26 protein-coding genes are annotated in these 26,131 nt (G+C 69.8%); 14 read left to right on the top strand and 12 right to left on the bottom strand.

Annotated elements, in window-relative coordinates:
- Positions 1-2: 2 nt before the first annotated feature.
- On the top strand, positions 3-1,679 hold the full coding sequence (locus LQZ85_RS11405; protein WP_230100898.1) for an amidohydrolase: 1,677 nt from the start codon (positions 3-5) through the stop codon (positions 1,677-1,679).
- 42 nt (positions 1,680-1,721) lie between these two features.
- Here LQZ85_RS11405 and LQZ85_RS11410 read toward each other — a convergent pair whose 3' ends face one another.
- The 5 genes from LQZ85_RS11410 to LQZ85_RS11430 are packed head-to-tail and all read right to left on the bottom strand — an operon-like array spanning position 1,722 to position 8,473.
- Positions 1,722-3,305 (bottom strand): ABC transporter ATP-binding protein, encoded by a 1,584-nt coding sequence (locus LQZ85_RS11410; RefSeq protein ID WP_056279219.1) that lies wholly within the window; start codon positions 3,303-3,305, stop codon positions 1,722-1,724.
- Positions 3,302-4,168 carry an ABC transporter permease gene (locus LQZ85_RS11415; RefSeq protein WP_056279216.1) on the bottom strand — a complete coding sequence of 289 codons (867 nt, stop codon included), beginning with the start codon at positions 4,166-4,168 and terminating at the stop codon, positions 3,302-3,304. Before LQZ85_RS11415 ends, LQZ85_RS11410 begins: the two co-directional genes overlap by 4 nt.
- Positions 4,165-5,121, bottom strand: coding sequence for an ABC transporter permease (locus tag LQZ85_RS11420; protein ID WP_082586693.1), 957 nt, complete (start codon positions 5,119-5,121; stop codon positions 4,165-4,167). Before LQZ85_RS11420 ends, LQZ85_RS11415 begins: the two co-directional genes overlap by 4 nt.
- A complete protein-coding gene (locus LQZ85_RS11425; RefSeq protein WP_056279213.1) occupies positions 5,118-6,776 on the bottom strand; it encodes an ABC transporter substrate-binding protein in 1,659 nt (552 codons plus the stop codon). Before LQZ85_RS11425 ends, LQZ85_RS11420 begins: the two co-directional genes overlap by 4 nt.
- A complete protein-coding gene (locus LQZ85_RS11430; protein WP_072591911.1) occupies positions 6,773-8,473 on the bottom strand; it encodes an amidohydrolase in 1,701 nt (566 codons plus the stop codon). The genes LQZ85_RS11425 and LQZ85_RS11430 overlap by 4 nt, the downstream gene beginning before the upstream one ends.
- A 162-nt stretch (positions 8,474-8,635) precedes the next feature.
- Here LQZ85_RS11430 and LQZ85_RS11435 point away from each other — a divergent pair, with 162 nt between their 5' ends.
- The 4 genes from LQZ85_RS11435 (at position 8,636) to LQZ85_RS11450 (ending at position 11,577) form a co-directional block, all read left to right on the top strand.
- The gene (locus LQZ85_RS11435) at positions 8,636-9,292 is read left to right on the top strand and encodes a TetR/AcrR family transcriptional regulator (protein WP_072591912.1); all 657 of its coding nucleotides are present in this window, start codon (positions 8,636-8,638) and stop codon (positions 9,290-9,292) included.
- Positions 9,293-9,386: 94 nt separating this feature from the next.
- Positions 9,387-10,655, top strand: coding sequence for a flavin-dependent oxidoreductase (locus LQZ85_RS11440; protein WP_056279208.1), 1,269 nt, complete (start codon positions 9,387-9,389; stop codon positions 10,653-10,655).
- Positions 10,652-11,107: a MarR family transcriptional regulator gene (locus tag LQZ85_RS11445; protein WP_056279205.1), complete on the top strand. Its 456-nt coding sequence runs from the start codon at positions 10,652-10,654 to the stop codon at positions 11,105-11,107. Before LQZ85_RS11440 ends, LQZ85_RS11445 begins: the two co-directional genes overlap by 4 nt.
- Positions 11,104-11,577: a DUF3237 domain-containing protein gene (locus LQZ85_RS11450; protein WP_056279203.1), complete on the top strand. Its 474-nt coding sequence runs from the start codon at positions 11,104-11,106 to the stop codon at positions 11,575-11,577. The genes LQZ85_RS11445 and LQZ85_RS11450 overlap by 4 nt, the downstream gene beginning before the upstream one ends.
- 56 nt (positions 11,578-11,633) lie before the next feature.
- On the opposite strand, the gene LQZ85_RS11455 is transcribed toward LQZ85_RS11450, so the two are convergent.
- Positions 11,634-13,100: a carboxylesterase family protein gene (locus tag LQZ85_RS11455; RefSeq protein ID WP_056279200.1), complete on the bottom strand. Its 1,467-nt coding sequence runs from the start codon at positions 13,098-13,100 to the stop codon at positions 11,634-11,636.
- Between the two features lie 124 nt (positions 13,101-13,224).
- Between LQZ85_RS11455 and LQZ85_RS11460 the strand changes: the two genes are divergently transcribed.
- The gene (locus LQZ85_RS11460; RefSeq protein ID WP_056279197.1) at positions 13,225-13,770 is read left to right on the top strand and encodes a hypothetical protein; all 546 of its coding nucleotides are present in this window, start codon (positions 13,225-13,227) and stop codon (positions 13,768-13,770) included.
- A 51-nt stretch (positions 13,771-13,821) separates the two neighbouring features.
- Here the strand turns inward: LQZ85_RS11460 and LQZ85_RS11465 are convergent, their stop codons facing one another.
- From LQZ85_RS11465 to LQZ85_RS11485, 5 genes are all read right to left on the bottom strand, one after another.
- On the bottom strand, positions 13,822-14,787 hold the full coding sequence (locus LQZ85_RS11465) for a site-specific DNA-methyltransferase (RefSeq protein WP_056279195.1): 966 nt from the start codon (positions 14,785-14,787) through the stop codon (positions 13,822-13,824).
- 38 nt (positions 14,788-14,825) lie between these two features.
- Positions 14,826-15,875, bottom strand: a complete 1,050-nt coding sequence (locus tag LQZ85_RS11470; RefSeq protein WP_056279192.1) for a biotin/lipoate A/B protein ligase family protein — start codon at positions 15,873-15,875, stop codon at positions 14,826-14,828.
- A 49-nt stretch (positions 15,876-15,924) separates the two neighbouring features.
- The gene (locus LQZ85_RS11475) at positions 15,925-16,662 is read right to left on the bottom strand and encodes a DUF1684 domain-containing protein (protein WP_056279190.1); all 738 of its coding nucleotides are present in this window, start codon (positions 16,660-16,662) and stop codon (positions 15,925-15,927) included.
- Between the two features lie 161 nt (positions 16,663-16,823).
- Positions 16,824-17,678, bottom strand: a complete 855-nt coding sequence (locus LQZ85_RS11480; protein ID WP_053097778.1) for an alpha/beta hydrolase — start codon at positions 17,676-17,678, stop codon at positions 16,824-16,826.
- 55 nt (positions 17,679-17,733) lie between these two features.
- Positions 17,734-18,471, bottom strand: a complete 738-nt coding sequence (locus LQZ85_RS11485) for a copper homeostasis protein CutC (RefSeq protein WP_056279187.1) — start codon at positions 18,469-18,471, stop codon at positions 17,734-17,736.
- Positions 18,472-18,552: 81 nt separating this feature from the next.
- Here LQZ85_RS11485 and LQZ85_RS11490 point away from each other — a divergent pair, with 81 nt between their 5' ends.
- From LQZ85_RS11490 to LQZ85_RS11500, 3 genes are all read left to right on the top strand, one after another.
- Positions 18,553-18,993: a MarR family transcriptional regulator gene (locus LQZ85_RS11490; RefSeq protein ID WP_056279186.1), complete on the top strand. Its 441-nt coding sequence runs from the start codon at positions 18,553-18,555 to the stop codon at positions 18,991-18,993.
- Between the two features lie 5 nt (positions 18,994-18,998).
- The gene (locus tag LQZ85_RS11495) at positions 18,999-20,345 is read left to right on the top strand and encodes an MFS transporter (RefSeq protein WP_082586691.1); all 1,347 of its coding nucleotides are present in this window, start codon (positions 18,999-19,001) and stop codon (positions 20,343-20,345) included.
- A 91-nt stretch (positions 20,346-20,436) separates the two neighbouring features.
- The gene (locus LQZ85_RS11500) at positions 20,437-20,877 is read left to right on the top strand and encodes a hypothetical protein (RefSeq protein ID WP_056279180.1); all 441 of its coding nucleotides are present in this window, start codon (positions 20,437-20,439) and stop codon (positions 20,875-20,877) included.
- 70 nt (positions 20,878-20,947) lie between these two features.
- On the opposite strand, the gene LQZ85_RS11505 is transcribed toward LQZ85_RS11500, so the two are convergent.
- Positions 20,948-21,208: a hypothetical protein gene (locus tag LQZ85_RS11505; RefSeq protein WP_230100899.1), complete on the bottom strand. Its 261-nt coding sequence runs from the start codon at positions 21,206-21,208 to the stop codon at positions 20,948-20,950.
- 173 nt (positions 21,209-21,381) lie between these two features.
- Between LQZ85_RS11505 and LQZ85_RS11510 the strand changes: the two genes are divergently transcribed.
- Genes LQZ85_RS11510 through LQZ85_RS11530 form a run of 5 tightly spaced genes read left to right on the top strand, consistent with a single transcriptional unit; the run spans position 21,382 to position 26,104 of the window.
- Positions 21,382-22,317: an iron-siderophore ABC transporter substrate-binding protein gene (locus tag LQZ85_RS11510; protein ID WP_056279169.1), complete on the top strand. Its 936-nt coding sequence runs from the start codon at positions 21,382-21,384 to the stop codon at positions 22,315-22,317.
- A complete protein-coding gene (locus LQZ85_RS11515) occupies positions 22,314-23,366 on the top strand; it encodes an iron chelate uptake ABC transporter family permease subunit (protein ID WP_082586634.1) in 1,053 nt (350 codons plus the stop codon). The genes LQZ85_RS11510 and LQZ85_RS11515 overlap by 4 nt, the downstream gene beginning before the upstream one ends.
- Positions 23,363-24,427, top strand: coding sequence for an iron chelate uptake ABC transporter family permease subunit (locus LQZ85_RS11520; RefSeq protein ID WP_230100900.1), 1,065 nt, complete (start codon positions 23,363-23,365; stop codon positions 24,425-24,427). The genes LQZ85_RS11515 and LQZ85_RS11520 overlap by 4 nt, the downstream gene beginning before the upstream one ends.
- Positions 24,420-25,256, top strand: coding sequence for an ABC transporter ATP-binding protein (locus LQZ85_RS11525; protein WP_056279167.1), 837 nt, complete (start codon positions 24,420-24,422; stop codon positions 25,254-25,256). Before LQZ85_RS11520 ends, LQZ85_RS11525 begins: the two co-directional genes overlap by 8 nt.
- Entirely contained in the window at positions 25,253-26,104 is an 852-nt protein-coding gene (locus LQZ85_RS11530) for a siderophore-interacting protein (RefSeq protein ID WP_056279166.1), read from the top strand. The genes LQZ85_RS11525 and LQZ85_RS11530 overlap by 4 nt, the downstream gene beginning before the upstream one ends.
- The last annotated feature ends 27 nt before the right edge of the window (positions 26,105-26,131 follow it).

Here is a 26,131-nt window from a genome sequence, read left to right on the forward strand (position 1 = left end):
AGATGATCGACGAGCACGACCAGAGCGGCGCAGCCGCCACGACGAGAGGCACGACCATGACCCGCACCCTCACCGCCGACCTGTGCATCGTCGACGGCCACGTGTTCGACGGCCGGGTGGGCACCGCCGACACCGCCGTCGCCATCCGCGGCGAGCGCATCATCGCGATCGGCTCCGACGACGAGATCCGTGCCCTGGCTGGCCCGGACACCCGGGTGATCGAGGCGGCCGGCGGCGGCATCCTTCCGGGTTTCGTCGACGCGCACATCCATGCCGCGTTCGCTGGTGTCGAGCGGCTCAGCTGCGATCTCACCGGCGCGAGCACGGTCGACGAGACGCTGTCGCTGATCGCGGCAGCGGCCGAGGCGACGGATGCCGAGTGGATCACCGGCGGCGGCTGGAGCCACGAGCTGTTCCCGCACCCGACCAGGCAGCTGCTCGACGCGATCGTGCCCGACCGCCCTGTGGCGCTCAGCGACGCCGGGCACCACACCCTCTGGGTCAACTCGCGCGCGCTGCAGCTCGCCGGAGTCGACCGCGACACCCCGGCGCCGCCGAACGGTCACATCCACCATGACGACGAGGGCGAACCGACCGGATACCTCAACGAGACGGCGGCCGAGCTCGTCGGTCGAGCGATCCCGGCGTCGACCGATGCCGATATATCGGCTGGCCTGCTCAACGCGCAGGACTTCCTCTGGACGCTCGGCATCACCGGCTGGCACGAGGCCATCCTCGGCGAGTACAACGGCAAGGCCGACTGCACTGCCGCGTATCTCGCGACCATCGCCGACGGCACTCTCCGCAGCCGCACGTCCGGCGCGCTCTGGGTTCCCCCCGGCACCACCGCCGCGCAGGTGCCCGAGCTGGTCGAGCGCTTCGTCGCTGTGCGAACAGCGAACGCGGCCGCCGGATTCGACACATCGACCGCCAAGGCGATGGTCGACGGCGTTCCCCACGGCGAGACCGCGGCGCTGCTCGAGCCGTACTGCAGCCACGCCGGCAGCGGGGAACTGCACATCGACGCCGAGGCACTGGAGGCACTCGTCGTCTCGCTCGACGCCGCGGGGTTCGCGATGCACCTGCACATCATGGGCGACCGCGGCGTGCGTGTCGCCCTGGCCGCGGTCGAGGCTGCCCGACGCGCCAACGGCACCGGTCAGCGCCATCACTTCGCGCACCTGTCGATGGTCCACCCCGACGATGCCCGCCGCTTCGGCCCTCTCGGCATCACCGCGAACATCCAGGGCCTCTGGGCATCCGTCGACCCGGCCGTCGTGCCGATGATCGGCGACGCGCGGATGCGCGCGGGCTACCCGTTCCGGGCGATCGCCGACAGCGGTGCCGCGATCGCCATGGGGTCGGACTGGCCCGTATCGCCGGCCGACCCGTGGCTCGCGATCCACGTCGCCGTCAACCGCACTCTCCCCGGCCCCGACGGGCAGCCGCGCGAACCCCTCGACGCCACCCAGCGTCTCACCCTCACCGAGGCGCTCGCCGCGTACACCAGCGGATCCGCCGAGCTCGTGCTGGGCGGAGGGGGGATGCTGCGCATCGGCGGCCGTGCCGACATCGCGGTGTCGACCGTCGATCCGTTCGCCATCCCGGCCGAGGCGCTGATCAGCGTGGGCACCGCCGTCACGATCGTGGGCGGAGCCGTCGTGCACACGCGCGAGTGAACCGACGCGGCGACGCACCGTCCCGTGCGTCGCCGCCTCGGTTCACGTGATCGGCACGGGCACCGAGTCGATCAGCAACCGGGTGTATTCGTGCTGGGGATCGCTCAGCAGACGCTCTGTCGCGCCCGCCTCCACGATCTCCCCGCGACGCATCACGATCGTCTCGGCGCAGACTCTTCGCACGACCGCCAGGTCATGACTGATGAAGAGCAGGGTCAGCCCCTGCTCCCGGCGGATCCGGGCGACGAGATCGAGCACCTGAGCCTGCACGGACACGTCGAGTGCGCTCGTCGCCTCATCCATCACCAGCAGCTCGGGTTCGACGGCGAGCGCCCTGGCGATCGCCACACGCTGACGTTGGCCGCCTGACAGCGTGCGCGGGCGGGCGGTGAGATGCTCTTCTCCCAGCCCCACGGCGGTGATCAGTTCGCGCACGCGCTCGGCCGCGTCGTTCCCCGTGCGGCCGCCGTGGAGTCTCAGCACATCCTCTATCGCTCGCCCCACGGGAATTCGCGGATCGAGCGAGAGGTACGGGTCTTGGAAGACCATCTGCACGCTCTTGGCACGCTCGAGCCGCTCGGCGCGCGATCGCGGGATGCCCGCCATGGATCGGCCGCCGATCGTGATCGCTCCGGCATCCGGCTCCTCGAGTCCGACGATCATCCGCGCCAGAGTCGACTTGCCCGACCCGGATTCGCCCACGACGGCGAGCGCACCGCCGCGGGGAACGACCAGACCCGCGTCGATCACGGCGGAGACCGGCTCCGCACCGCGCCGCCGATACGTCTTGCCCACCCCCGTCACGACGAGTTGCGCCTCGGCACCCGACACGGCCGTCGGCGGTGAGATCTCCCCCGAGATGCGGGGGGTCGCCGCGACCAGACGCCGGGTGTACTCGGCGGTCGGCGCCACCAGCACGTCCCGCGCCACCCCCTCCTCGACGATCGCGCCGTCCTTCATGACGACGAGCCGATCGCAGAGCGACCCCGCGAGGTTGAGGTCGTGGGTGATGAACAGCATCCCCATCCCGCTCTGCTCGCAGAGATCCCGCAGCACCTGGATGATCTCCGCCTGTGTCGTGACGTCGAGAGCGGTGGTCGGCTCATCGCAGACGAGCAGGCCGGGAGATGTGCTCAGGGCCCCGGCGATCATGACCCGCTGCAGCATGCCGCCCGACAGCTCGTGCGGATGCTGCGACAGATGTTCCGCCGGAGCGGGAAGCCTGACGGCGGAGAGGAGCTCGACGGCGCGGGTGCGAGCGGCCTCCTTCGCCCACCCCTCGCAGAGCCGCAGCCCTTCGGTGATGTGATCGCCGATCGTCCGCATCGGGTTGATGCCGGCGCGCGGATCCTGGAAGACCATCGCGGCCTCGTGCCGACGGATCTCCTGTCGCTCCGCCGCGCCCGCGAGCGGGGACCGTCCGTTCACAGCGACGGCTCCGCCGACGGTCGCACGATCGGGAAGAAGACCCAGCACCGCACGGGCCGTGAGCGACTTGCCCGAGCCGGACTCGCCGACGAGGCCGACGGTCTCGCCGGAGGCGATCCGCAGCGAGATGCCGTGCAGCAGTCTGGTGCCGTTTGGAAGATCGAGCGTCAGGTCGCGGATGTCGAGCAGAGCGTTCATGAGGGGTTCCCTCCGCCGATTCGGTCGGACAGTTCTTCGCCGATGATGTTCACGCACACGACGACGAGCACGACGGCTATGGCCGGGGCGATCGCCGGCAGGAACTGCCCTGCGGCGACTCCCGACTGCGCCTCGTTGATCATCGCGCCCCAGTCGGCGGTCGGCGCCTGCACGCCGAGCCCCAGGAACGACAGGCCGGCGAGCTCGGCGAGCACGTATCCGAAGTTGAGGGTCGACTGCGCGCCCACGATCGGCGTGACGTTCGGCAGCACTCGCCGCGAGGCGATCCAGCCTCCGCCGAATCCCTGCACCCGATAGGCCGAGACATACGGCCTCGAGCGCTCGGCCATGACCAGCGACCTCGTGAGCCGTGCCACGAACGGCGCGTACGCGATGCTCATGGCGATGACCGGGGCGACCAGCCCCTTGCCGAACAGCGCGACCGCCATGATCGCGATCAGCAGAGACGGGAAGGCGAACAGCACGTCGAACATCCGGCTGAGTGCGGCATCGATCCACCCTCCGCGCCACCCGGCCCACAGCCCCAGCAGGATGCCGAGGACGGTGGAGAACAGCACGACGAGCAGCGGGCCGATGAGCGCCGTGCGACCGCCGTAGATGAGGCGGCTCAGCAGGTCACGTCCGAGGGAGTCGGTGCCGAGCCAGTGGGCCGCGGACGGCGGCGCGAGGAACGACGTGAAGTCCACCGCATCCGGGTCGTAGGGTGCCACGAAGGGGGCGAAGATCGCCGCCAGCACGACCGCGCCGAGAACGACGACGCTGGCCAGGTAGAGGAATCGCGGGCGGCGCCCGCGAGGTGCGCGCAGCACCCGCATCGCGAGCGTCGGAGTCGAGGAGGTCATCGGGCACCAGCTCCTGCAGCGGATCGGGGGTCGATCCAGGGTTCGAGGACGTCGACGATCGCGTTCATGACGACGAACGCGCAGACGACGAAGAGGACGATGGCCTGCACCACGGGGAAGTCGAGCCGATCGACGGACTGCACGAGAAGCGACCCGATCCCCGACAGCCCGAACGCCGCCTCGACGATCGAGCTGGCGACGATGAGCCCCGCCACGAGCACGCCGCTCACGGTCAGGATCGGACCGAGGGCGTTGCGCAGCACGTGCCGCCGCACGACGATCGATCGACGCACGCCCCGACTCGTCGACACCTCGACGTGCTCACGGCTCAGCTGATCGACCATGGCCGACCTGGTGACCTTGCCGACCAGCACGATGAAGACGAGCGCCAGGGCGATCGACGGCAGGGTCAGGTGATAGACCATGTCGATGAAGCCCTGGCCCGACCCGAAGGAGGGGAACCAGCCGAGCTGCACGGAGAACACCGCGATGAGGACGATCGCCCCGACGAACGACGGGATCGCGCCGAGCACCGTGAGTCCGATCAGGACGAAGCGATCCAGCGCCCTCCCGCGGTTCAGCGCCGCGACAGCACCGAGCACGACGCCGGCGACCAGCACGATCGTCCCCGCCATCGTGACGAGCATGAGGGTCACGGGAAGCCGGTCGCCTATCACCTCGGTGACGTCCTGCCGGTACTGCAGCGAGCGCCCGAGATCGCCGTGGAGCAGACCGAGAACCCATCGCAGGTACTGCTCCCACGGCGGCAGGTCCAGTCCGTACTGGGCGGTCACCTGCGCCACCGCCTCTGCACTGGGCTTGCGCCCGCGCAACAGGAAGCTCACCGGGTCGCCGGGCACGAGGAAGCGCGAGAAGAAGACGAGCAGCGATGCCAGGAACAGGGTCAGCAGCAGCCCACCGAGCTTCCCGGCGACCCGGCGCGCGGCTGTCATCGGGCGCCGATCGTGGCCGCCCACGGGTAGTACATGAAGGCGATCGACGGCTGGACTCCGGTGATCCTCTCGCCCAGATAGAGCGATATCGGCGCCTGATACAGCGGGAGCCACGGCAGCTCCGCATTCGCGATCCGCTGGGCCTCGGCTGTGAGCTCGCTGCGCGCGGCCGGATCGTCGATCGTGACGGCCTCCTGCAGGATCGCGTCGAACTCCGGGTCGGACCACCCGCCGTAGTTGCTGAAGTCGCCTGTCCGAAGCACGGAGTACATCTCCAACGCATCCGGGCTCGAGAGATACCAGCTCGTGTAGAAGAGGTCGACGCCTTCGCGGGCGGTGGGGTCGGAGAACAGCGCGGTGTAGGCGTTCGGGGTGACGGTCTCGACGTTCACCGTCAGCCCGATCGACCGGGCAGCGGCGACGGTCGCCTGCGAGATGACGGCGAAGTCGTTGCTGATCGGCGCGGTGACGTAGGTCAGCTCGGCTCCTTCGGCGCCGGCTTCGGCGATGAGGCTCTTCGCCTGCTCGAGGTCCTGCTCGTAGGAGGTGACGTCGTCGAACGCAGCGGTGCGCGCGGCATCAGAGGCGTCCTGCCAGACCGACGGGGTGGTCATCACGTCGGTCGTCTCGCCGACGCCTCGGTACGCAGCCTGAAGGATGTCGTCACGGTCCATCGCGAGCAGCAGGGCCTTGCGCACGCGCACGTCGCCGAGGGGACCGTCGAGATCGCTGACCACGATGTTGCCCACCGCGGTGCTCATCCCGAAGAGCACGTCTCCCTTGCCCGCCGATCGGAGCGTGGAGACGGCCTCCATGGGAACCATCCACGATCCGTCGACGCTTCCGGACTTGAGTGCGTTGATGCGCGCGGTGGGGTCGGTCATGAAGACGAACTCGACCTCGCCGGACCGCGCCCGGAGTCCCTCATCCCAGTAGTCGTCGTAGCGGGTCATCGTGATCGACTCACCGGACTCCCACGAGGTCAGCTCGAAGGGACCGGTGCAGTTCACACCGCCCGTCGAGTTGCCGTAGTCGGCGCCCTTCTCGGCCAGGGTCGCGGCCGACTCGATCACGCCGGCGGACCCGCCCATGCCGAGATTGAACTGCGAGTCGGGCCCGGTCATCGTCACCGTCACCTCGCGCTCGCCGGTCTGCTCGATCGACTTCACGTTCTGGTAGACGGAGTACCAGAACGATCCGACGGCCGGGTCGAGGTGTCTGCTCATCGACGCGACCGCATCGGCCGCTGTGAGCGCAGTGCCGTCGTGGAAGGTGACGCCCTCTCGGATCGTGTACACCCAGGTGTCGGGCGTCGGATGCGCGAACGATTCCGCGAGGCCGGGGCTGAGGGAGTAGTCCGGGTTCAGCCGCAGCAGAGACTCGCAGGTGTTGGCGAGGATCGAGTTGTCGGCGTAGTCGAAGGCGTAGGCGTAGTCGAGCGAGTAGGGCTCGGCATAGGTCGCGAACGTGAACGAGTCGATGTCGCCGCTGGGCGCGGCCGTCGTCTCGGTCAGCTCCCAGTCGATCGGCTCGTCCGACCCGGAGCCGGTCGTGTCGGCCGGGCCGCAGCCGGCGAGCGCCGCGACGGCAAGGACGCCGACGAGCGCGGTCGCGCCTCCTCGGGCGAGGGAACGGGAGCGGAGCGTGCGGTTCATCGGGACTCCTTGCGGTCGGTGCCGGGCGAGGTGGAGGCGAGAGCGTCTGCCGTGTGGACGCGGCGCCCGTCTATCCAGGTGGACGTGACGCGCGCCCGGTGCAGTTCCGCCACCGGCAGTCGGAAGGGATTCGGTTCGATCACGACGAGATTGGCGAGGTATCCCTCGCGGATGCTGCCGGTATCGTCATCGCGTCGGTTCACGTACGCGGACCCCGAGGTGTACGCGGCGAATGCCGTCTCGAGGTCGAGTCGCTGATGCGCTCCCCCGAGCGGCGGCCGCTCGGACCCCGGATACGAGCGGTTCACGGCGACATGGATGGCCGCGAGCGGATCTGCCGTGGAGACCGGCCAATCGCTGCCCGCCGCCAGTCGCGCACCCTGTCGCACGAGATCGCCGAACGGATACTGGCGGTCCACCTGTCCGTCCTGCAGGAACGGCAGCGTCAGGTCGTCGAGCTGGTCTTCGTGGGTCGCCCAGAGCGCCTGGATGTTGGCGATCGCGCCGAGCGGCGCGAAGCGGGTGGTGTCGTCCTCCGAGACGACCTGGAGGTGCGCGAGGTGGTGGCGTCCGTCGGTGTCGCCGTTGGCGTCACGGGCGACCTGCAGAGCATCGAGGGCCTCGCGCACGGCGCGGTCGCCGAGCGCGTGCATGTGCACCTGCTGACCGGAGGCGTCGAGGGCCGTCACGTATTCGCGCAGCCGGTCCGGGTCGATGAAGCTCAGCCCGTGATTGCACGTGTCGTGTCCGGACTCGTCCCGATAGGGGGTGAGCATCGCCGCGGTCTGGTTCTCTGCGACGCCGTCGACCATGATCTTCGTGGTTCCGAGGTCGATCCGACGATCGGGATGAGCGGCGGCGGCGCGCTCGCGGCGTTCGGTCATGCGGGCGACCTGGTCGACTCCGCCGTCTCGCAGCCACCATTGCGCCCCCACGACGTGCACGAGCAATCGCCCCTCGGCTGCGGCCCGCTCATACGCGGCGAGCGGATCCGAGATCCCGCCGGAGTCCGCACCGACCATGGCGTCCTGCCACCCGGTGATCCCGAGGGCGATGAGCTCTTCCTGTGCACGCAGAAGTCCCTGGTAGGCGAGATCGGCAGAGGTCGCGGGGCGCACCGCGGCGAAGAGGTCGCCGGCGCCCTCGTGGAACGTACCGGCGGGAGAGCCGTCGATATCGCGGACGATCCGGCCGTCCGCCGGGTCCTCCGTCTCGGCCGTGATCCCCGCCCGCTCGATGGCCGCCGTGCTCGCCCACGTGCTGTGGTGATCCCGGCTCTGCAGCAGCACGGGCCGACCGCCTGTCGCGTCGTCGAGCAGTTCACGCCGCGGGTTGCCCCCGGCGAAGTGGTCCATGCTCCAGCCTCCGCCGAGGATCCATTCCTCCTCCGGGTGCGCCTGTGAGTACGCGCGGATGATCGCGACGGTGTCGTCCGCATCGGCCGCGTCCGAGAGATTGCACTGCAGCAGCTCGATTCCGCCGCCCACCGGGTGGATGTGCGCGTCCTGGAAGCCGGGGCTGAGCAGCGCCCCGCCGAGGTCGATGCGGCACGAGTCGGGGAAGGTGTCGAGGTCCGCCTCGGATTCCGGGACGACCGCCGCGATGCGACCGTCGCGTACGACGACGGCATGATCCGCGAGCGGAGAACCGCTGCCGGTGAACACGAGACCTCCGTGGAAGACGAACTCGCTCGCCATAGTGGACCTTCCCTCATCGTCGATGCTGCTGGAACGCGACAAACGTATCCTCGGTCATCTATGGTGTCAACAGTGTTGTCAGAGGCGATGCGATTCCGTTGCCATCGGCTCGGGATCGCCGCATCGCATGGCACGATGGAGCAGAGAAGACCGGAGAGACGAATGGCGAACAAGGCATCCGCGCGCGTGCGGCTCGACAGGGCGACGATCATCGACGCCGGCATGGAGCTCGCCGAGACCGGAGCGGCATCCATCTCGGTGCGAGAGCTCGGTGCCCATCTCGGCGCCGACCCGACCGCCATCTACCGTCACTTCGCGAGCAAGGACGCCCTGATGGGCGCACTCCTCGACGAGCTCAACGGCCAGGCCGCAGCAAGCGTCGACCTTCCGGTCGACGACTGGGCGGGCCGCCTGCGCATGCTGAGCGAAGCGACCCTCGCCTCCTTCACCCGCTACCCGGCCATCGGCGCGGAGGCGACGAGCCTGACCACGCACGGCGCGGGCGAGCTCGCGGCGATCGAGCTGATGCTCGATGCCTTCCACCGCGCCGGGCTGCGAGGGCAGGAGCTGGTGCGGCACTACGCACTGCTCGCCTCGCACGTGCTTTCTGGCGCCGCGGGGATCGCTCGAGCGAGAGCGGACCGCAGCCACGACGGCGAGGACAGCCCCTGGATCGACTCGCCGCTGCTCGCCGATCCGCGACAGTTCCCCCTGATCGCCGAGAACAGCGCGCTGCTGTCGGATCTGCAGGACCGGGAGCTCTTCCTGCTGGGCGTCGACGTGATCATCGAGGCCGCACGCACGGCCGCCGCTCGCTGAGGAGCTAGGTCGATCCGCCTCTTGCGTCAGATATGGTTTTGTGACAAAACTATATCTGACGGCGGCTCGGATGAGCCGCGAACAGGAGCGATCAATGAAGATCATCATCATCGGGGCGGGGATCGGCGGACTCGCCACAGCGGTCAGCCTGCACGAGGCCGGGTTGCGCGACGTCGCCGTGTTCGAGCGGAGCACGGCGATCCGTGGGCTCGGCGTGGGCATCAACCTGCTGCCGCACGCACTGCGCGAGCTCACCGAACTCGGCATCGCCGACACCATCGCCGAGCTGGGGGTCGAACCGCAGACGCTGGCCTACTACAACCGCTTCGGGCAGCCGATCTGGAGCGAACCGCGCGGGCGCGAGGCCGGATACCGCTGGCCGCAGCTGTCGGTGCACCGCGGTCGTCTGCAACTCGCTCTGCGTGACCTCGCTGCAGCGCGACTCGCAGAGCCCATCCGCCTCGATCACCGCCTCATCGACGTCACCACGAACGATGACGGCACCGAGACCGCGCGCTTCGCCACCGCCGACGGCACGGTCGAGGAGACCGCCGACGTGATCATCGGCGCCGACGGCATCCACTCGGCACTGCGTGCTCTGCGCTACCCGAGTGAAGGAGCCCCGCCCTGGAGCGGCCTCACGCTGTGGCGCGGGGTCACGCGGATTCCGGCGTTCCTCGACGGCCGCACCATGATCATGGCGGGCGACGGCGAGCAGAAGTTCGTCGCGTATCCGCTCGCACCCGCAGACGCCGACGCCGACGCCGACGGACGGATGCTGGTGAACTTCATCGCCGAACGTCGCGTCGGCGGCACGGGAGACGCCGACTGGAACCGCCAGGTCGAGCCCGGACCGATCGCCGAGCTCTTCCGCGACTGGCGCTTCGACTGGCTCGATGTGCCGGCCGCGATAGCCGCCGCCGACGAGATCCTCGAGTACCCCATGGTCGACCGAGACGCACTGCCGCAGTGGACGTTCGGTCGCACCACGCTGCTGGGTGATGCCGCGCACGCGATGTACCCGAACGGATCGAACGGCGGATCCCAGGCGATCCTCGATGCGCGCACGCTGGCCTTCCACCTCGCGACAGCCCCGAGCATCGACGAGGGTCTCGCCGCATACGAGCAGGACCGCCGCCCCGCGATGACCGCTCTGCTCGCCGGCACTCGCGCCACGGGGCCGGAGCGCGTGATGCAGCTCGCTCGCGAGCGCGCGCCGCAGGGCTTCGCCGACATCGACGACGTGATCCCCTCTGACGAGCGCGAGCGGATCGCCGCCGACTACAAGAAGGCGGCCGGTTTCCTTCCCGAGATCCTCAACGAGCGCCCCTCGCTCACCCCGGCGTCGGCGGTGAGTCGATGAGCGGTTTCGATGCGGCTCGACTCGCCGGCGTCATCTCCCCCCTGCGGCGCGCGCTCCTCGCCGCGACGCGGGCGGAGGCTGGGCTTCCCGAGCTGTCGGATGCCCAGATCGACGTGATCCGGGCCCTGCCACGCGGCACCTCGAAGGGTCCGGCGGAGATCGCCGCGCGGCTGCGTCTCAGCCGATCGACCGTGAGCAATCTCCTCGGGGCGATGGAGGGCGAGGGCCTCATCGAACGACGCCCGGCGCCCTCCGACGGCCGTCGGGTCATGGTGCAGGCATCGGCGAAGGCGCTCGACCTGTTCGACCGGTTCGACGCCGCGAACTCCGCTCTCGTCGTACAGGCGACGAGTCGGCTCGACGATGAGGAGCGAACCGCGCTCGCGGCCGCGGTTCCCGTGCTGGAGAGACTCTGCGACCTGCTCGCCCCCGACCATGAGGAGACCCGATGACCTCGCACGATGAACTCCCCCGACCCGACCTCGAGTTCGCCTTCGACGTCACCGTCGACCTCGGCCCGCTCGAAGATCACCACGCCACGAGCGTCGGTCATCGCCGTGTCGTGCCGATCCTCGGCGGGCGCATCACGGGCGCCGTCGAGGCCGAGATCCTGGCCGGCGGAGCGGACTGGCAGATCGTGCGACCCGACGGGACGATCGAGATCGACGGCCGCTACTCGGCACGGACCGACGGAGGCGACCTGCTGCTGCTGCACGCGAAGGGACTCCGCACAGGGACTCCCGACGTGCTCGAGCAGCTGCGACGCGGTGAGGACGTCGACCCGGGCGCGTACTACTTCCGCACGACCGTGCAGATCGAGACGGCCGCGCCGGCACTGGCCCACCTGCAGCGAACCCTGTTCCTCTCGGCCGCTCAGAGGCAGGCGGATGCCGTGCGATACCGCGCCTACCGGGTGAGCTGAGCCCCGCAGCCGCGCACGGGCCCGGCTCGGGCCCGGCTCGGGCCCGTCGAGGCGTGTCAGACCAGCGCACGCACCGACGCGTACGCATCGGCGACGTCGCGGGTGGGCAGGTCGTACACCCGCACCATTCCGGCATCCCCCTGGTGCTCCGGCCAGCCGGGATCACCCGTGGTGAGGAACGCGACGGCGGCACCGTGCAGCTCGTCGGCGAGTTCCTGCGGCGGATTCGGTCCGGCGAGCGCCTCCATCGAGGGGCCGTCGAGGCAGTCGAAGAAGAACGGCACGTCGAGGCAGTGCTCCGCGAAGCCGAAATGCCCCGACGGCCACGAGAACCGGTAGAGCCAGGTGGGCGCGTCGCCCCGGGCGGCTGCGATGCGGGGAACTCCGCTGCGGAACATCCGATCGGTGAGGACGCGACCGGCGAGGCGGGCCTTGCCGAGACGGGCGACGTCGGCGTTCGCGGCGAGATAGTCCGCGCGGATCGTCTTGCGCAGGCCCAGCCGGGTCAAGAGGACGCCCTGCGGCACCCAGCGCAGCGCCCTCGCGGCGCTGCCCGTGAACGCCATGGTGAACTCGTCGTCGGCTGCGCCGATCACGAGCGGCTTGTCGGCACCGACGCCGGCACGCAGAGAGTCAGGGGTCGGACGTACGAGAAGGTCGCCGTCGATCGCGGGACCGAGCGGAAGCCCCTCATCGATCATGCTGGTCATCGACGACGGACCGAGCTGGGTGGCCTTCTTCTGCAGCGCGAGCAGACGCTCTTCCGCGACCGATGAGAATCCGGCCACGGTGGGGTCGACGCTCGCCGCCGCAGCGAGCGCCCGCCCGAATGCCTCGGCTCGCGGTGCCGCGACATCGCCGAGCGCTCCCGAGATCGCATAGACGCCGTGGAACAGGTGCTGCGCCTTCTCCATGCCGAGCAGGGTCAGCACGGCGCCGCCGCCCGCGGACTGCCCGGCGATCGTCACCCGCTCGGGGTCTCCGCCGAATGCGGCGATGTTCTGCCGCACCCATTCGAGAGCGAGCAGCCAGTCGCGCACGCCACGGTTCGACGGGGCGTCCTCGATCCAGCCGAATCCGTCGAAGCCGAGCCGATACGAGATCGACACGGTGACGACGCCGTCGCGGTTGAAGTTCCGGCCGTCGTACCAGGGGCTCGCCGGAGAGCCCGCGAAGTATCCGCCGCCGTGGATCCACACCAGCACGGGAAGACCCGCCGCCGTGGGGTCGGGCGTGAAGACATTGACGTTCAGCGTCGAGTCGCCCTCGACACTCGGCTCGGGGATCAGTGTCGCCCCGGGATCGCCGCGCTGGGCGGTCGCAGCGAACTCGAGGGCGTCGAGCATGCCGTCCCAGGGCGCCTTCGGCACCGGCGCCTGGAACCGCAGGTCACCGACCGGCGCCTCCGCGAACGGGATGCCGAGGAAGGCCGCCGACCGCGGTGCGCCCCTGCCTCCGGTGGTCGGGCGCCAGCGCCCGCGAACCCGCCCCGCGGCGGTCTGCACCTCGACGTACTCGGTCATGACTCTCACACTCTCACGCCGAGACTCTCTCCCGCCGAACGGCAGCCCGGGAGGTGTCCCGTCGGCCGATCCTCGTCCCGTATGGTCCCGCCACGGACCGCGCCCGTCGCCTAGTGTCGACGTCATGGTCTACCCCCGCGCCTACTTCTCCGCGATCACGAACGAGGCCGAGTTTCTCGCCGACTACGAGCCCTCGCTCGCACGATGGGCAGACGAGGACGGATCGACCCTGCTGATGCGAGCCCTCCGCAACGCCGATCCCGCCAGCCGGGTCGCGATCGCCACGCGACTGCTCGACGACGGTGCTGATGCCGCCGCAGCGACCGAGAGCCACGTGAACGCTCTGCACGTGTTGCTGAGCGCGACAGCACACGATTTCACCGCCGAAGCGCCTCTGCTCGCCCGCCTGATCGATGAAGGTGCGGATATCAATGCCGACAGCGGCAGTCGGTGGGGCACGCCGCTGCAGACGCTCAGTCGCACGCTCAAGTTCTCCGACGAGACTCTCGCTCCGTTCTACGACGTCCTGTTCGCCCGCGCCGGTCTCGATGTGACCACCCCGAGCAGCGTGGGTCGCAGCGTCACCGAGAGCGCACAAGCCGCCATCAGACGCCGCGCCGACCTGCTCGCGCGTTGCCACGCGCACACGAGAACCCACGCACCACGCTGACGCCTGTTGCGGCAGGCGAGCATCCTTGCTGAGAGTGCTCCGCGTGCGGGACTACTCCCCGATGCGGGTCACCACGGCGTCGGGCATCCGCTCCGTCATGACGCGCACGGCCTCGGGGTTGTCGTCCACGAGCACCGAGTCGCGCCCGAGAGCCGAGGCGACGGCCCCGGTGGTGCCGCTGCCGGCGAAGAGGTCGAGCACACGGTCGCCCGGACGGCTGGACGCCCGCACGATGCGCCGCAGGATGCCCTCGGGTTTTTGCGTCGGATATCCGGTCTTCTCGCGGCCGGTCGTCGGCACGATCGTGTGCCACCACACGTCGGTGGGCAGCTTGCCTCGGGCGGCCTTCTCGGCCGTGACGAGCCCGGGAGCCATGTACGGCTCGCGATCGATGTCGTCGGAGTTGAACACGTACTCGCGGGGGTTCTTCACGTAGACGAGGATCGTGTCGTGCTTGGTGGGCCACCGACGGCGGGACTTCGCACCGTAGTCATAGGCCCAGATGAGCTCGTTCAGGAAGCAGTCGCGGCCGAAGACCGCATCGAGCATCACCTTCGCGTAGTGCGCCTCGCGGTAGTCGAGGTGCAGGTAGAGGGTGCCGTCGTCGGCCAGCAGTCGCCACGCCTCCTCGAGTCGCGGCATCAGGAAGGCGCCGTAGTCGTCGAAGCGGTCGTCGTAGGTGCGGAGCATCCCGCGCACCCGCTCATAGGCGTGGCCGTGGAAACCGTGCCGCACCTCGGCCGGCGGCGCCGCCGGTTCAGAACTCAGCACGATCGGCGTGACCGCCGCATCCGACCCGCGGGATTCCGGGAGTCCGATTCCGGACGCACCCGGTTCTTGCTGAGTCGTGAACGTGCGACGGGCGGTGACCACCTGTCGCTCCTGCGTCCGGCCCGTGTTGAACGGCGGGTCGAGGTAGACGAGCGTGAACGACGCCGACGGCAGGGTCGCCGCGACGGCGAGGTTGTCGCCCTGGATGATCGAGACGTCACCGCGGACGACTGGAGCGGGATCCACCGCCCCGGGATCAGACGAGGGGTCAGGCGCGGGGTCGGTCACGGAACCCGGTGCAGCCACGTGTCGGTGGCGAACTTCGACTCCACCAGAGCCTCGGCATCCGCGTACTCGTCGGCGCTGATCGTGCCGTCCTCCGCCGAGGTGAGCGAGCGGAAGGTGTCCTTGAAGCGCTCGATGATCTCGGCCCGCGCGAGGCCGGTCTGGCTGCGCAGCGGATCCACCCGCTTCGCGGCCGACGTCGTCCCCTTGTCGCTGAGCTTCTCACGGCCGATGCGCAGCACCTCGGTCATGGTCTGGCCGTCGATGTCGTACGACAGGGTCGCGTGGTGCAGCACTCCCCCGTTGGCGAGGCGCTTCTGCGCGGCTCCGCCGATCTTGCCCGACGAGCTGGCGATGTCGTTGAGGGGCTGATAGATCGCGTCGATGCCGAGCGAGCGCAGGGCCTGCAGCACCCAGTCGTCGAGGAAGGCATAGGAGTCGGCGAAGGTCATGCCCTGCACGAGCGACGCCGGCACGTAGAGCGAATAGGTGATGATCTGCCCCGCCGCCATGAGCATCGCGCCACCGCCCGAGATGCGGCGCACGACGTCGAAGCCGTGGCGGGCAGCACCTTCGGGGTCGACCTCGTTGCGGTACGACTGGAATGAGCCGATGACGACGGCTGACTGGTCCCACTCCCAGATGCGCAGCGTCGGACGACGGCGCCCCTCACCGACCCGAGAGGTGAGCACCTCATCGAGCGCGAGGTTCATGCGCGGCGAGACCGCCTTCTCGTGCACGATCTCCCAGTCGAAGTCGTTCCATCCCGGTGCCGTGACGAGTGCTCGACGCACGGCCGTGCCGACCGCTTCGGGAGTGAACCCGAGCAGCTGTGCACCGTCGGGCAGAGCGCCGCGCACTGCAGCGGCGATGGCCGTGGCATCCGTCTCGACCGGCAGACCGGTGACCGCCCGGTCGATGTCATCGAGTGCGGTGTCGGGTTCGAGGAAGAAGTCGCCGGCGAGCCGGAAGCGGGCGATCCTGCCGTCTTCGACCTCGAGGTCGACGACGACGAGCTTTCCTCCTGGAACCTTGTATTCACCGTGCACGGTTACAGCTTAAGGCGAGCCCGTCGCTCAGGCGCGGTGCGCCGCGGATTCAGCGCCCCAGCACGACCGCCCTCTCGCCGGCGCGGATCGGAGCCGAGAAGCGGTTGCCCGCCGGCGGCAGAGGACAGACGAACTGGTCGGAGAAGGCGCACGGAGGCAGGTATGCCCGGTTGAAGTCGATGACCACCGAGCCGTCTGATGCCGGTTCCTCGACCGGCAGGAAGCGGAACCGATAGGTCTCGGTGCCGTTGGTCCCGTCGGCGAAGACGGCGCTCAGGCCGCCCTGCGGCGCACGCGTCGCGGCCAGCGCCACCGCGACACCGTCGAGCGTGAACCGCAGCCGTCCGGCGAGGTCGGTGTCGTGCGAGCGCCCGTCGATCGAGGTCACGGTGATCGTCTCGCCCGGCGTGGGCTCGAACACCGCCGGGATCCGCCATCCCTCCCGAGGCGGATACGCGTCGATCGCGCTGAACCGCTCGCGCTCGGGGCGTCGGGGGTTGAACACCCGCAGCGCGACCTCGCCGCGCCGGTCGAACACACGCAGCTCGCGGCGTCCGAGCCGCAGCGTCTCACGGCCCCTCAGCGTGACGACCGACCCGGCCGTGCCGAGATCGCTGCCGCGGATCCCTCCGTCTCCCGTGAGCGCCCAGAGACCCGGGACCCCCTCCACGGCGGCGGGTTCGGTGATGAGCCAGTTCGTCGACTCGAGCGCGGCCGGGCCGTATTCCGCGCCGGCATAGCGCTCTCGCGCGTCGTGCCATGCACGCCACTCGTCTTCGAATCCCACCCCGCACCTCCCTCTCGCCGCGAATCTATGCGGAGGAGAGGCCGATGTGCCGGGATGACGTCACGCGGATTCACCCGCTGTAACGTCCGTTCACGGGGCGTAACACGCCGACGCGCGAGCCGCCCGGATCATGGCACGGCTCGCCCGGATCGAGGCGACGGTCAGCGAGCGGGAATGCGGGTGTCGAGCCACGACAGGATGTCGGCGCGCACCTCGTCCTGCTGCAGCTCGTTGAAGATCTCGTGACGAGCGTCGGGATACACCAGCGTCGTGATGTCGGTGAGTCCCGATCGGGTGCGGTACTCGTCGGCGAGCTTGTGCACGCTGCGCGGACCGCCGACCGGATCGTCGCGACCGACGAGCAGCAACAGCGGGATGTCGCGGCCGAGGTCCTTGCGCGGACGGCCGTAGAGCTTGGCCGCCTCGACGGGGCCGAACAGCTTCAGCAGCGGCTGGTTCGTGGTGAGCGGATCCTCGTCGAACGCCGTCCACACCGCCGGATCGCGGCTCAGCCACTCGAGGCCCGTCGCGTCGTCGGCGGCCCAGCGGGCGTTGAGCGGTGCAGCGTTGAGCGATCCGGGCGTACGCAGAGCCGAGCCCGAGAGGATCACCGCATCCCATGCCTCGGGGTGGTCGTTCACGAGCATCTGCGCGAGGAATGATCCCCACGAGTGCCCCAGCAGCACGAGGGGCAGGTCGGGGTGCTCGTCCTTGATGATGCCGGTGAGCTGCCAGATCGCCGCCTCCGCCGCACGCAGACCGCCCTTGCCGAGTCGACCGAGCTTCTCGGGTCCGCCGTGCTGACGGATGCCGGTGCGCCCGTGCCCCCGATGATCGTCGGCGTAGACGATGAATCCGGCCTCCGTGAGCGCGGCGATCAGCGCGCCGTACCGACCGGCGTGCTCGCCCACCCCGTGCAGCAGCTGCACGACTCCCCGCGCATCACCGACCGCCGGGTGTACGTCGTAGACGATGGCGATGCCGTCGGCATCCGTGAATTCGCGCGTATCGGTCACGCCCCCACCCTACTGAGAGTGCGCGACATGCGTCAGGCCGACCGCGTCGGACGCGTCAGCTCGACAGCGCGGCGATGACGCCCTGGGCGATCTCGAGGTCGGTGACCTCGTATCCTCCGACGCCGTCGGCGGCGGAGCCCATGCGCACGCCGCCGTCTTCGCTCACCGTGCGCTTCGCGGAGAAGTGCAGGGCGTCGACACCGGCGGCGGCGAGGGCGGCGGCGCTGGCGGCATCCACTCCGCTGCCCGCCATGATCTCGATCTCGCCGGCGGCCTCGGCGACGAGCGCCCGGAGCGTGTCGATGCCGTCGATCGCGACCGAGGCGCCGCCCGAGGTCAGCACGCGGCGCAGGCCCAGCGAGCGAGCGGCGACGAGCGTGGCGACGGGGTCGGGGGTCACGTCGATCGCGCGATGCAGGGTGACGGATGCCGCCCCGGCGGCGTCGCGCAGACGCCGCATGGCGGGGATGTCGAGCAGCCCCTCGTCGTCGAGGGCGCCGATCACGACACCGTCGGCTCCCGCCTCGATCGCACGTCGGACATCGTTCTCGGCGATCGCGATCTCGTCGGCGGAGTAGCGGAAGCCGCCCGCGCGAGGCCGGACGAGCACGTGCACCTCGACGCCGACGGCATGCGCGGCGTCGATCGACAGGTCGAGGGTCGCCGGCGACGGAGTGAGGCCGCCGAGCGCGAGGGCCTGGGCCAGCTCGACGCGCGCGGCGCCGACGGCTCCGGCGATGCGCACTCCGGCGGGATCCTGGACGGCGATTTCGATCGCGGGGGTTCGGGTCACCCGTCCATTGTGACCCGTGCGGCGGGTGCGTCCTGCCACCGACTTCCGATCCGGGCGTAAATTACTTAGACTGTCTAAGTAATGTCTGCGCCTGATGATTCCCTCCACCTCACCGCGACAGACCTGCGCATGGCGACGTTCCGGCTCGCACGGCGCCTGCGATGCGCTCGCGCCGTCGACGCGATGAGCGACGCGCAGCTCGCGGTGCTCGCGACGCTGCGCATGCACGGCCGCCGCACCATCAGCTCCCTGGCCGAGCGCGAGCGGGTCACCGCGCCGTCGATGACGAACATGATCAACGGGCTCGAAGAGCAGGGATTCGTGCTCCGCACTCCGGATGCCGAAGATCGCCGCCGCGTGCAGGTCGACATCACCGAGGCAGGCACCGAGATCGTGGAGCAGACCATCCGACGAAGAGACGAGCTGCTCGCCGAGATGCTCGGCGAACTGGACTTCACGGAGGACGAATTGGCGACGCTGCGCGCAGCGAGCGCCCTGATGCGAAAGGTGGTCGACCGATGAGCGCGATGTTCCGTTCCTTCTCGAACATCAACTACCGCATCTGGTTCGCCGGCGCCCTCGTCTCGAACATCGGCGGGTGGATGCAGGCGACCGCCCAGGACTGGGTCGTGCTCACCGAGCTCACCGACAACGACGCCGCGGCCATGGGCGTCACGATGGCGCTGCAGTTCGGTCCGCCGCTCGTGCTCGTGAGCCTCACCGGATGGGTCGCCGATCGCTTCGAGCGCCGCCGCATCCTGCTCGCCACCCAGAGCGCCCTGCTGATGCTCGCGATCGCCGTCGGCGTGCTGCTGCTCAACGGGGTGATGACGCTGCCGATGATGTTCTGCTTCGCTGCGGCGTTCGGTGTCGTCAACGCCTTCGACGCCCCCGCGCGGCAGGCGTTCGTCTCCGACATGGTCTCCGCCGGCGACACGTCCAACGCGGTCGCCCTCAACTCGGCATCCTTCAACCTGGCCCGCATGATCGGCCCGGCCGTCGGCGGCCTGCTGATCGTCGCGATCGGCTCGGGCTGGGTGTTCATGGCGAACGCCGTGACGTTCCTGGCGATGCTCGTCGCGCTGCTGATGCTGCGCACCGGCCAGCTCGCACCGCGCCTGAAGAACCGCCGCCCCGGCGGACTCGCCGAGGGCTTCCGCTATGTGTGGGGGCGCAGCGATCTGCGCGTCGTGTTCGTGACGGTGTTCCTGATCGGCGCCTTCGGCATGAACTTCCCCATCTTCGCCTCGACCATGGCGATCGAGTTCGGGGCGGGCGCCGACGGGTACGGAGTGCTGAGCTCGGTGCTCGCGATCGGCTCGCTCGCCGGTGCGCTCCTGGCTGCCCGGCGTGACCGAGCCAGGGTGCGTGTCGTGATCTTGGCTGCCGGGGGATTCGGCGTCGCGGCGTTCGTCTCCGCATCCATGCCCACGTATCTGACGTACGCGATCACGCTGACGTTCACCGGGTTCATGATCGTGACTCTGCTGACGACCGCCAACGGCTACGTGCAGATGACCACGGCACCTGCCCTGCGCGGCCGCGTGCTCGCGCTGTACATGGCCGTGATCATGGGCTCGACGCCGGTCGGCGCCCCGATCGCCGGGTGGGTGGCCGACACCTTCGGGCCGCGCACGGCGATCATGCTCGGCGGCACCGCCGGTTTCGTCGCGTGCGCGATCGGCGCCATCTGGGTCTTCACCTCCGGACGACTGCACCGCTCCGAGGGCAGCCGATTCCTCATGACGCTCGACGAGACGCGACCGCTGAACATCGTCGACGAGGCCGAGATCCTCGAGAAGAAGGCCGAACCGGTCGAGTTCAGCGACGAGGCAGCCGTCACCACGCCGATCCGCACCTCGAAGAAGGACTGACCGCGTTCTGACCGGGCATCGCGGGCGGAACGCGTGAGACCGGTTTGTCAATGCCCTCCACGCGCAGGCGGGGTGGACGTACCGTCACGTCATGGACCAGAACACAGGACGCACCCCGCACCCCGAGCAGCCCGCAGAAGGCTCCCCCGACGTGATCCCCGAGCACAACACCGCTCCTGACGGCCAGTCGACGGCAGACGCCGGGCGTCAGCCCGACGAGCTCGACGGAAACGCCCAGGGCTCCACTCAGGGCGGCGCGATCCAGGGCGACAGCTCGCACGGCGACTCGCCGCGCGGTGCCATCCAGGGTGACGCCGACGAGGAGAACGCACAGGGCGCTGCCCAGGGCGGCGCCATCCAGGGCGACAGCTCGCACGGCGAATCACCCCGCGGCGCCATCCAGGGCGACGCCAGCCCCGACCGCGACGCGGCCATCGGCGGCGACGAGAACACCGAAGACCAGCTGACGGCCGACAACGAGGTCGAGCAGGACACCCTGCGCACGCTGGACCCGAACGACACCCCGGCCTGAACGCGCGGGAACGACGAAGGGGGCGGATGCCGCAGCATCCGCCCCCTTCGTGCGCCGTCTGACAGGGCGTTCAGCGAATCGTCCCGGCCCGCACGAGCAACCGCCGCACGCCGATCACGCCTGACGCCACCGCCAGTTCGCCGACGATGGGCGCGCCGAACGTCGCCGTCAGCACGCCAGGCACCAAGTGCTCGGGGGAGAACACCGGCAAGGCGACGAGGAACAGCACGACGCCGGCGACCGCAGCGGCAAGGAGGATGCGGCGTGCGCTCGCCCTCGTTCCCCGCTGGAGCGGCAGGACCAGATCGAGCGCGATGGCGGCGCAGACCATCGGCACCGCCGCGATCGGACCGATCGGGGAGATTCACCCCCTGTTTTCACCCCTTGCTCGGAACGGTGGGGCGTCATGGCGCACGGCACCAGTGACCAAACTGTTAGGGTTGCCTAACCAACATCGATCTGGTCGGTGTCGTTCCCCTCCCCGGTCCCGAAAGGTCATTCACCATGCCCTCCAGCCTCCGTCTTCGCGCCGTCACGGCCTTGGCCGCCTCAGGATGCGCACTGCTTCTGCTCGCCGGCTGCGCCGCTGAGCCGACCGCCGTCACCGATGCGGCGGGGGAATCCGCCGGCACCCACGACGTCGAGCATGCCCGCGGCACCACCGCGGTCCCCGACGAGCCGCAGCGCGTGGTGACCCTCGAACCGCTCGAGCTCGACACCGCCGTCGCGGTCGGCATCGAGCCGGTCGGCGCTGCGGTCGCGAGCAACGTCGCAGGAGCACCGGCATACCTCGGCGCCGACGACGTCGAGCCCGTGGGCACTGTTCCCGAACCCGACCTCGAGGCCATCGCCGCGCTCGAGCCCGATCTGATCCTCGGAACCGAGGCCCGGCACTCCGAGCTCTACGAGCAGCTCTCGGCGATCGCCCCGACCGTGTTCATCGAGACCCAGGCCGACCCGTGGCGAGACAACGCCATGCTCATCGGCGAAGCGCTGGGCCGCGAGGCCGAGGTCGCCGATCTGCTCTCGGCCGTCGACGACCGGTGCGAGTCGCTGGCCGGCGAGTATGCGATCGACGGCGAGAGCGTGCAGCTGATCCGCCCCCGCGACGAGACGACCCTGAGCCTCTACGGACCGGTGTCGTTCTCGGGCAGCCTCCTCGAGTGCGCCGGGTTCACGATCCCCGCGCAGGAGTGGGCCGATGGGCTGCAGGCAGACATCTCGCCCGAGAACATCGTCTCGGCGGCAGCGGACCATGTGTTCGTCACCGTGACCGACGTCGACGCGGCCTCGGAGATCCCCACCGCGATCACGCAGAACGCCGCAGACTTCCCCTCGGTCACCCCTGTCGACACGAGCTACTGGGTCTCAGGAGTCGGGCCGAAGGGCGCACAGGCCGTGCTCGATGACATCGAGGCGTACCTCGAAGAGAGCCGGTGACGACTCTCACCCCGGTCGAGACGTCGGGGGCTCCGCACGCGCGGATCCCCCGACGCGGCCGTCGTGCGGTCGTCGGTGCGATCGTCCTTCTTGCTGCGCTCGCGGCCGCCGTCGTCCTCTCCCTCGCGATCGGCGCGAATCCCCTCTCCCCCGAAGCGGTCTGGACGACCCTGCGGGGCGCGGGCACGACCGAGATGGATTACATCGTGCTCGAGTTGCGCATACCTCGCACCGTCACGGGGCTCGTCGCCGGTGCGGCGCTGGGCGTGGCCGGCGCTCTCATCCAGGCCTTCACCCGCAATCCGCTCGCCGACCCGGGCATCCTCGGCGTGAACGCCGGCGCCGCGCTCGCGGTCGCCCTCGGGGTGAGCCTGCTCGGCCTGCGCGACGTGTCGCAGTTCGTCTGGCTCGCCTTCCTCGGCGCCCTCATCGTCACGGTGGCCGTCTACCTGATCGGCTCGGCGGGACGCGGCTCCGCTGACCCGCTCCGCCTCACGCTCGCCGGGGTCGCACTCGGAGCCGTGCTCTCCGGCATCACGACGGGCATCTCCCTCAGCGATCCGGAAGCCTTCGACTCGATGCGCAGCTGGAACGCCGGAACGCTGCTCGGACGTGGTTTCGACGTCATCATTCCCGTCCTCCCGTTCGTCGCTGTCGGAGTCGCACTCGCAGTGCTGCTCGGTCCCGGCCTGAACGCCATCGGCCTCGGCGAAGACGTCGCTCGGGCACAGGGCGCGAATGTCGCAGGCATCCGCGTCGGGGTCATCATCGCCGTCACCCTTCTCGCGGGCGCGGCGACCGCCCTCGCCGGCCCGATCTCGTTCATCGGGCTGATGGTGCCGCACGTGATCCGCTGGACGTTCGGCGTCGACCAGCGAGTGATCCTGCCGCTCTCCGCCGTGCTGGCACCGGTGATCCTGCTTCTCGCCGACGTCCTCGGCCGGGTCATCATCGCCCCGGCGGAAGTGCCTGTCGGAATCGTCGCGGCATTCGTCGGAGCGCCGGTGCTGATCGTGCTGGCGCGACGACGCCAGGTGAGTGCCCTGTGAGCGCGTCGATCGCCTCGGCGCTCACGGACGCCACCCGCTCCAGGATGATCCTGCACCTGGGGCCGCTGCGGATGCCGGTTCGCCGGCGCAGCATCGTCGTCGGCGTCGCTGCAGCGGCCACTCTGATCGTTCTGGGCATCCTGGCGCTGGGGCTGGGGAGCTATCCCCTCACTCCCCAGGAGGTCGTGCAGACGCTGCTCGGCGGGGGCGACGCCCTGCACCGCACGGTCGTGATCGACTGGCGCCTGCCACGCGCGATCGCGGCGATCACCGTCGGTGCGCTCCTCGGCATCGCCGGCGCGCTCTTCCAGACCGTCACGAGGAATCCGCTCGCGAGCCCCGACATCCTCGGCCTGTCCAACGGCGCGTTCACGGGCATGCTGATCGCGCTGGTGCTGGTCTCGGGGAGCTGGCCCGTGCTCACCGCCGGGTCTCTCATCGGCGGGTTCGCGACAGCCGTGGTGATCTGGCTGTTGTCGGCACGAGGCGGTGTGCACGGCTTCCGCCTCATCGTCGTGGGCATCGGAGTCTCGGCGATCCTCGCCTCTCTCAACACCTGGCTGCTCCTGCAGATCGAGCTCGAGACCGCGATGTTCGCGTCTGCCTGGGGCACTGGATCACTGAACGGCGTCACCGCAGGCCCGCTCGCGGGCGCGCTCCTGTGCGCCCTGCCGTTCGCCGTCGCAGCGCTTCTCCTGGTGCCGCGACTGCGCCAGCTCGAGCTGGGCGACGACACGGCCGCAGCCACAGGGGCTCGGCCGGGGCGGATCCGGGTCGTGGCGCTGCTCATCGGCGTCGCACTCGTCGCCGCCGCGACGACCGTCGCCGGCCCCGTGGCGTTCGTCGCGCTCGCTGCACCGCAGATCGCGCGCCTCGTGGCCCGCACCCCGCACCTCTCGCTGATGCTGTCGGCGCTGTTCGGAGGAGTCCTCCTGCTCGGTGCCGACCTCATCGCCCAGCACATGCTGCCGACTGCTCTGCCTGTCGGCGTCGTGACCGTGTCGGTCGGCGGCGCCTACCTCGTCCTGATGATCATCCTGGAGATCCGCCGCCGTGCTTGAGAACTCGACCTCGCCCGACCCCAGCGCCGCCTCGAGCCTCAGAGCCGAGAGCATCACGCTCACATACGACCGCACCGAGATCGTCCGCGAACTCTCCGTGGCTGTGCCCGCAGGAGGCTTCACGGTGATCATCGGGCCGAACGCGTGCGGCAAGTCCACCCTGCTGCGCGGCCTGTCGCGCCTGCTGCCTCCCTCGAGCGGGCGCGTCGTGCTCGACGGCCGGTCGATCAGCGAGTACCCGGCGAAGGAGGTGGCCCGCCGGCTGGGGCTGCTTCCTCAGAGTGCGACAGCGCCGGACGGCATCACCGTGGCCGACCTGGTCGCCCGCGGACGCTACCCGCACCAGAGTCTGATGCGCCAATGGTCGGATGCCGATGAGAGTGCTGTGCGGCACGCTCTCGACGCGACAGGAACAGCAGATCTCGCGTCACGCCCCGTCGATGCTCTGTCCGGTGGGCAGCGCCAGCGCGTCTGGGTGGCGATGGTGCTCGCGCAGGAGACGGATCTGCTGCTGCTCGACGAGCCGACCACTTTCCTCGACGTGGCCCACCAGGTGGATCTCATGGAGCTGCTCGCGCATCTCAATACGCAGGGACGCACACTCGTCGCCGTTCTGCACGACCTCAATCACGCCGCACGCTACGCGAGCCACATCATCGCGATGCGCGAGGGCCGCATCGTCGCTCAAGGCCCACCCCGCGAGGTCATCACGAGCGAACGAGTGCAGCAGGTGTTCGGCCTGGCGAACGTCGTGATCGATGATCCCGTCACCGGAGGACCGCTGGTGGTGCCGCTGCGCGGCTCGACTCCTGCGGGAGTGCGGTCGTGACCGCCGAGCGCCCATGGGCCTACAGCGCTTTCCCGGTGGAGGTTCGCGCACGCGTGATGCTCAGCCCGCATTTCGTCAGGCTGACCCTGGGCGGTGAGAGTCTGCGGAACTTCGCCGACTGGGGCATGGATCAGCGCATCAAGGTCGTCCTGCCGCTGGCCGACGGAGGCATCGCCGACTTCGGACTGCTCGACGAGCCGACACCGCATCCCTCCGACTGGTACACACGGTGGCGCGCCCTCCCTGAAGACGAACGCAACGTGCTGCGCACCTACACCCCCGCCGCGATCAGAGCCGAGGACCGCGAGATCGACATCGACTTCTTCCTCCACGAGCCCGCCGGGCCCGCCTCTGCATGGGCGGCCGCGGCGTCCCCGGGTGACCGCCTCGTCGTCAACGGTCCCGACGCGCGGATGGGGTGGACCGGGTACGGACTGCACTGGCATCCCGGCGATGCGGGGCGGTTCTTGATCATCGCCGACGAGACGGCATTCCCGGCTGTGCGCGGCATCCTCGACTCCCTCGGGCCGGACGCGCGCGCCGAGGTCATCCTCGAATGCGGTCACCCCGCCGATGATCTCATCTCGCCGGCTGCCCCCGACACCGCGCGCGTGCATCGCGTGCTGCGCGACGCCCCGGATTCGACGGCGATCGAACGGGCGGTGCACGCCTGGGGCGCCACCCACGGTGCGTCCGCCCGCGAGGACACCGCCTTCTACGCGTGGATCGCGGGTGAGTCCGGCATGACCACCGGTATTCGCCGGTATCTGACCTCCGACCTCGGCATTTCGAAGGAACGGGTCTCCTTCCTCGGCTACTGGCGTCGAGGTGGGCCACTCGTCGGGTGATCCGCGCAGCGGAACACGACGAAGGGG

The sequence above is a fragment of the Microbacterium sp. Bi98 genome (assembly GCF_918698045.1).
Classification (GTDB): domain Bacteria; phylum Actinomycetota; class Actinomycetes; order Actinomycetales; family Microbacteriaceae; genus Microbacterium.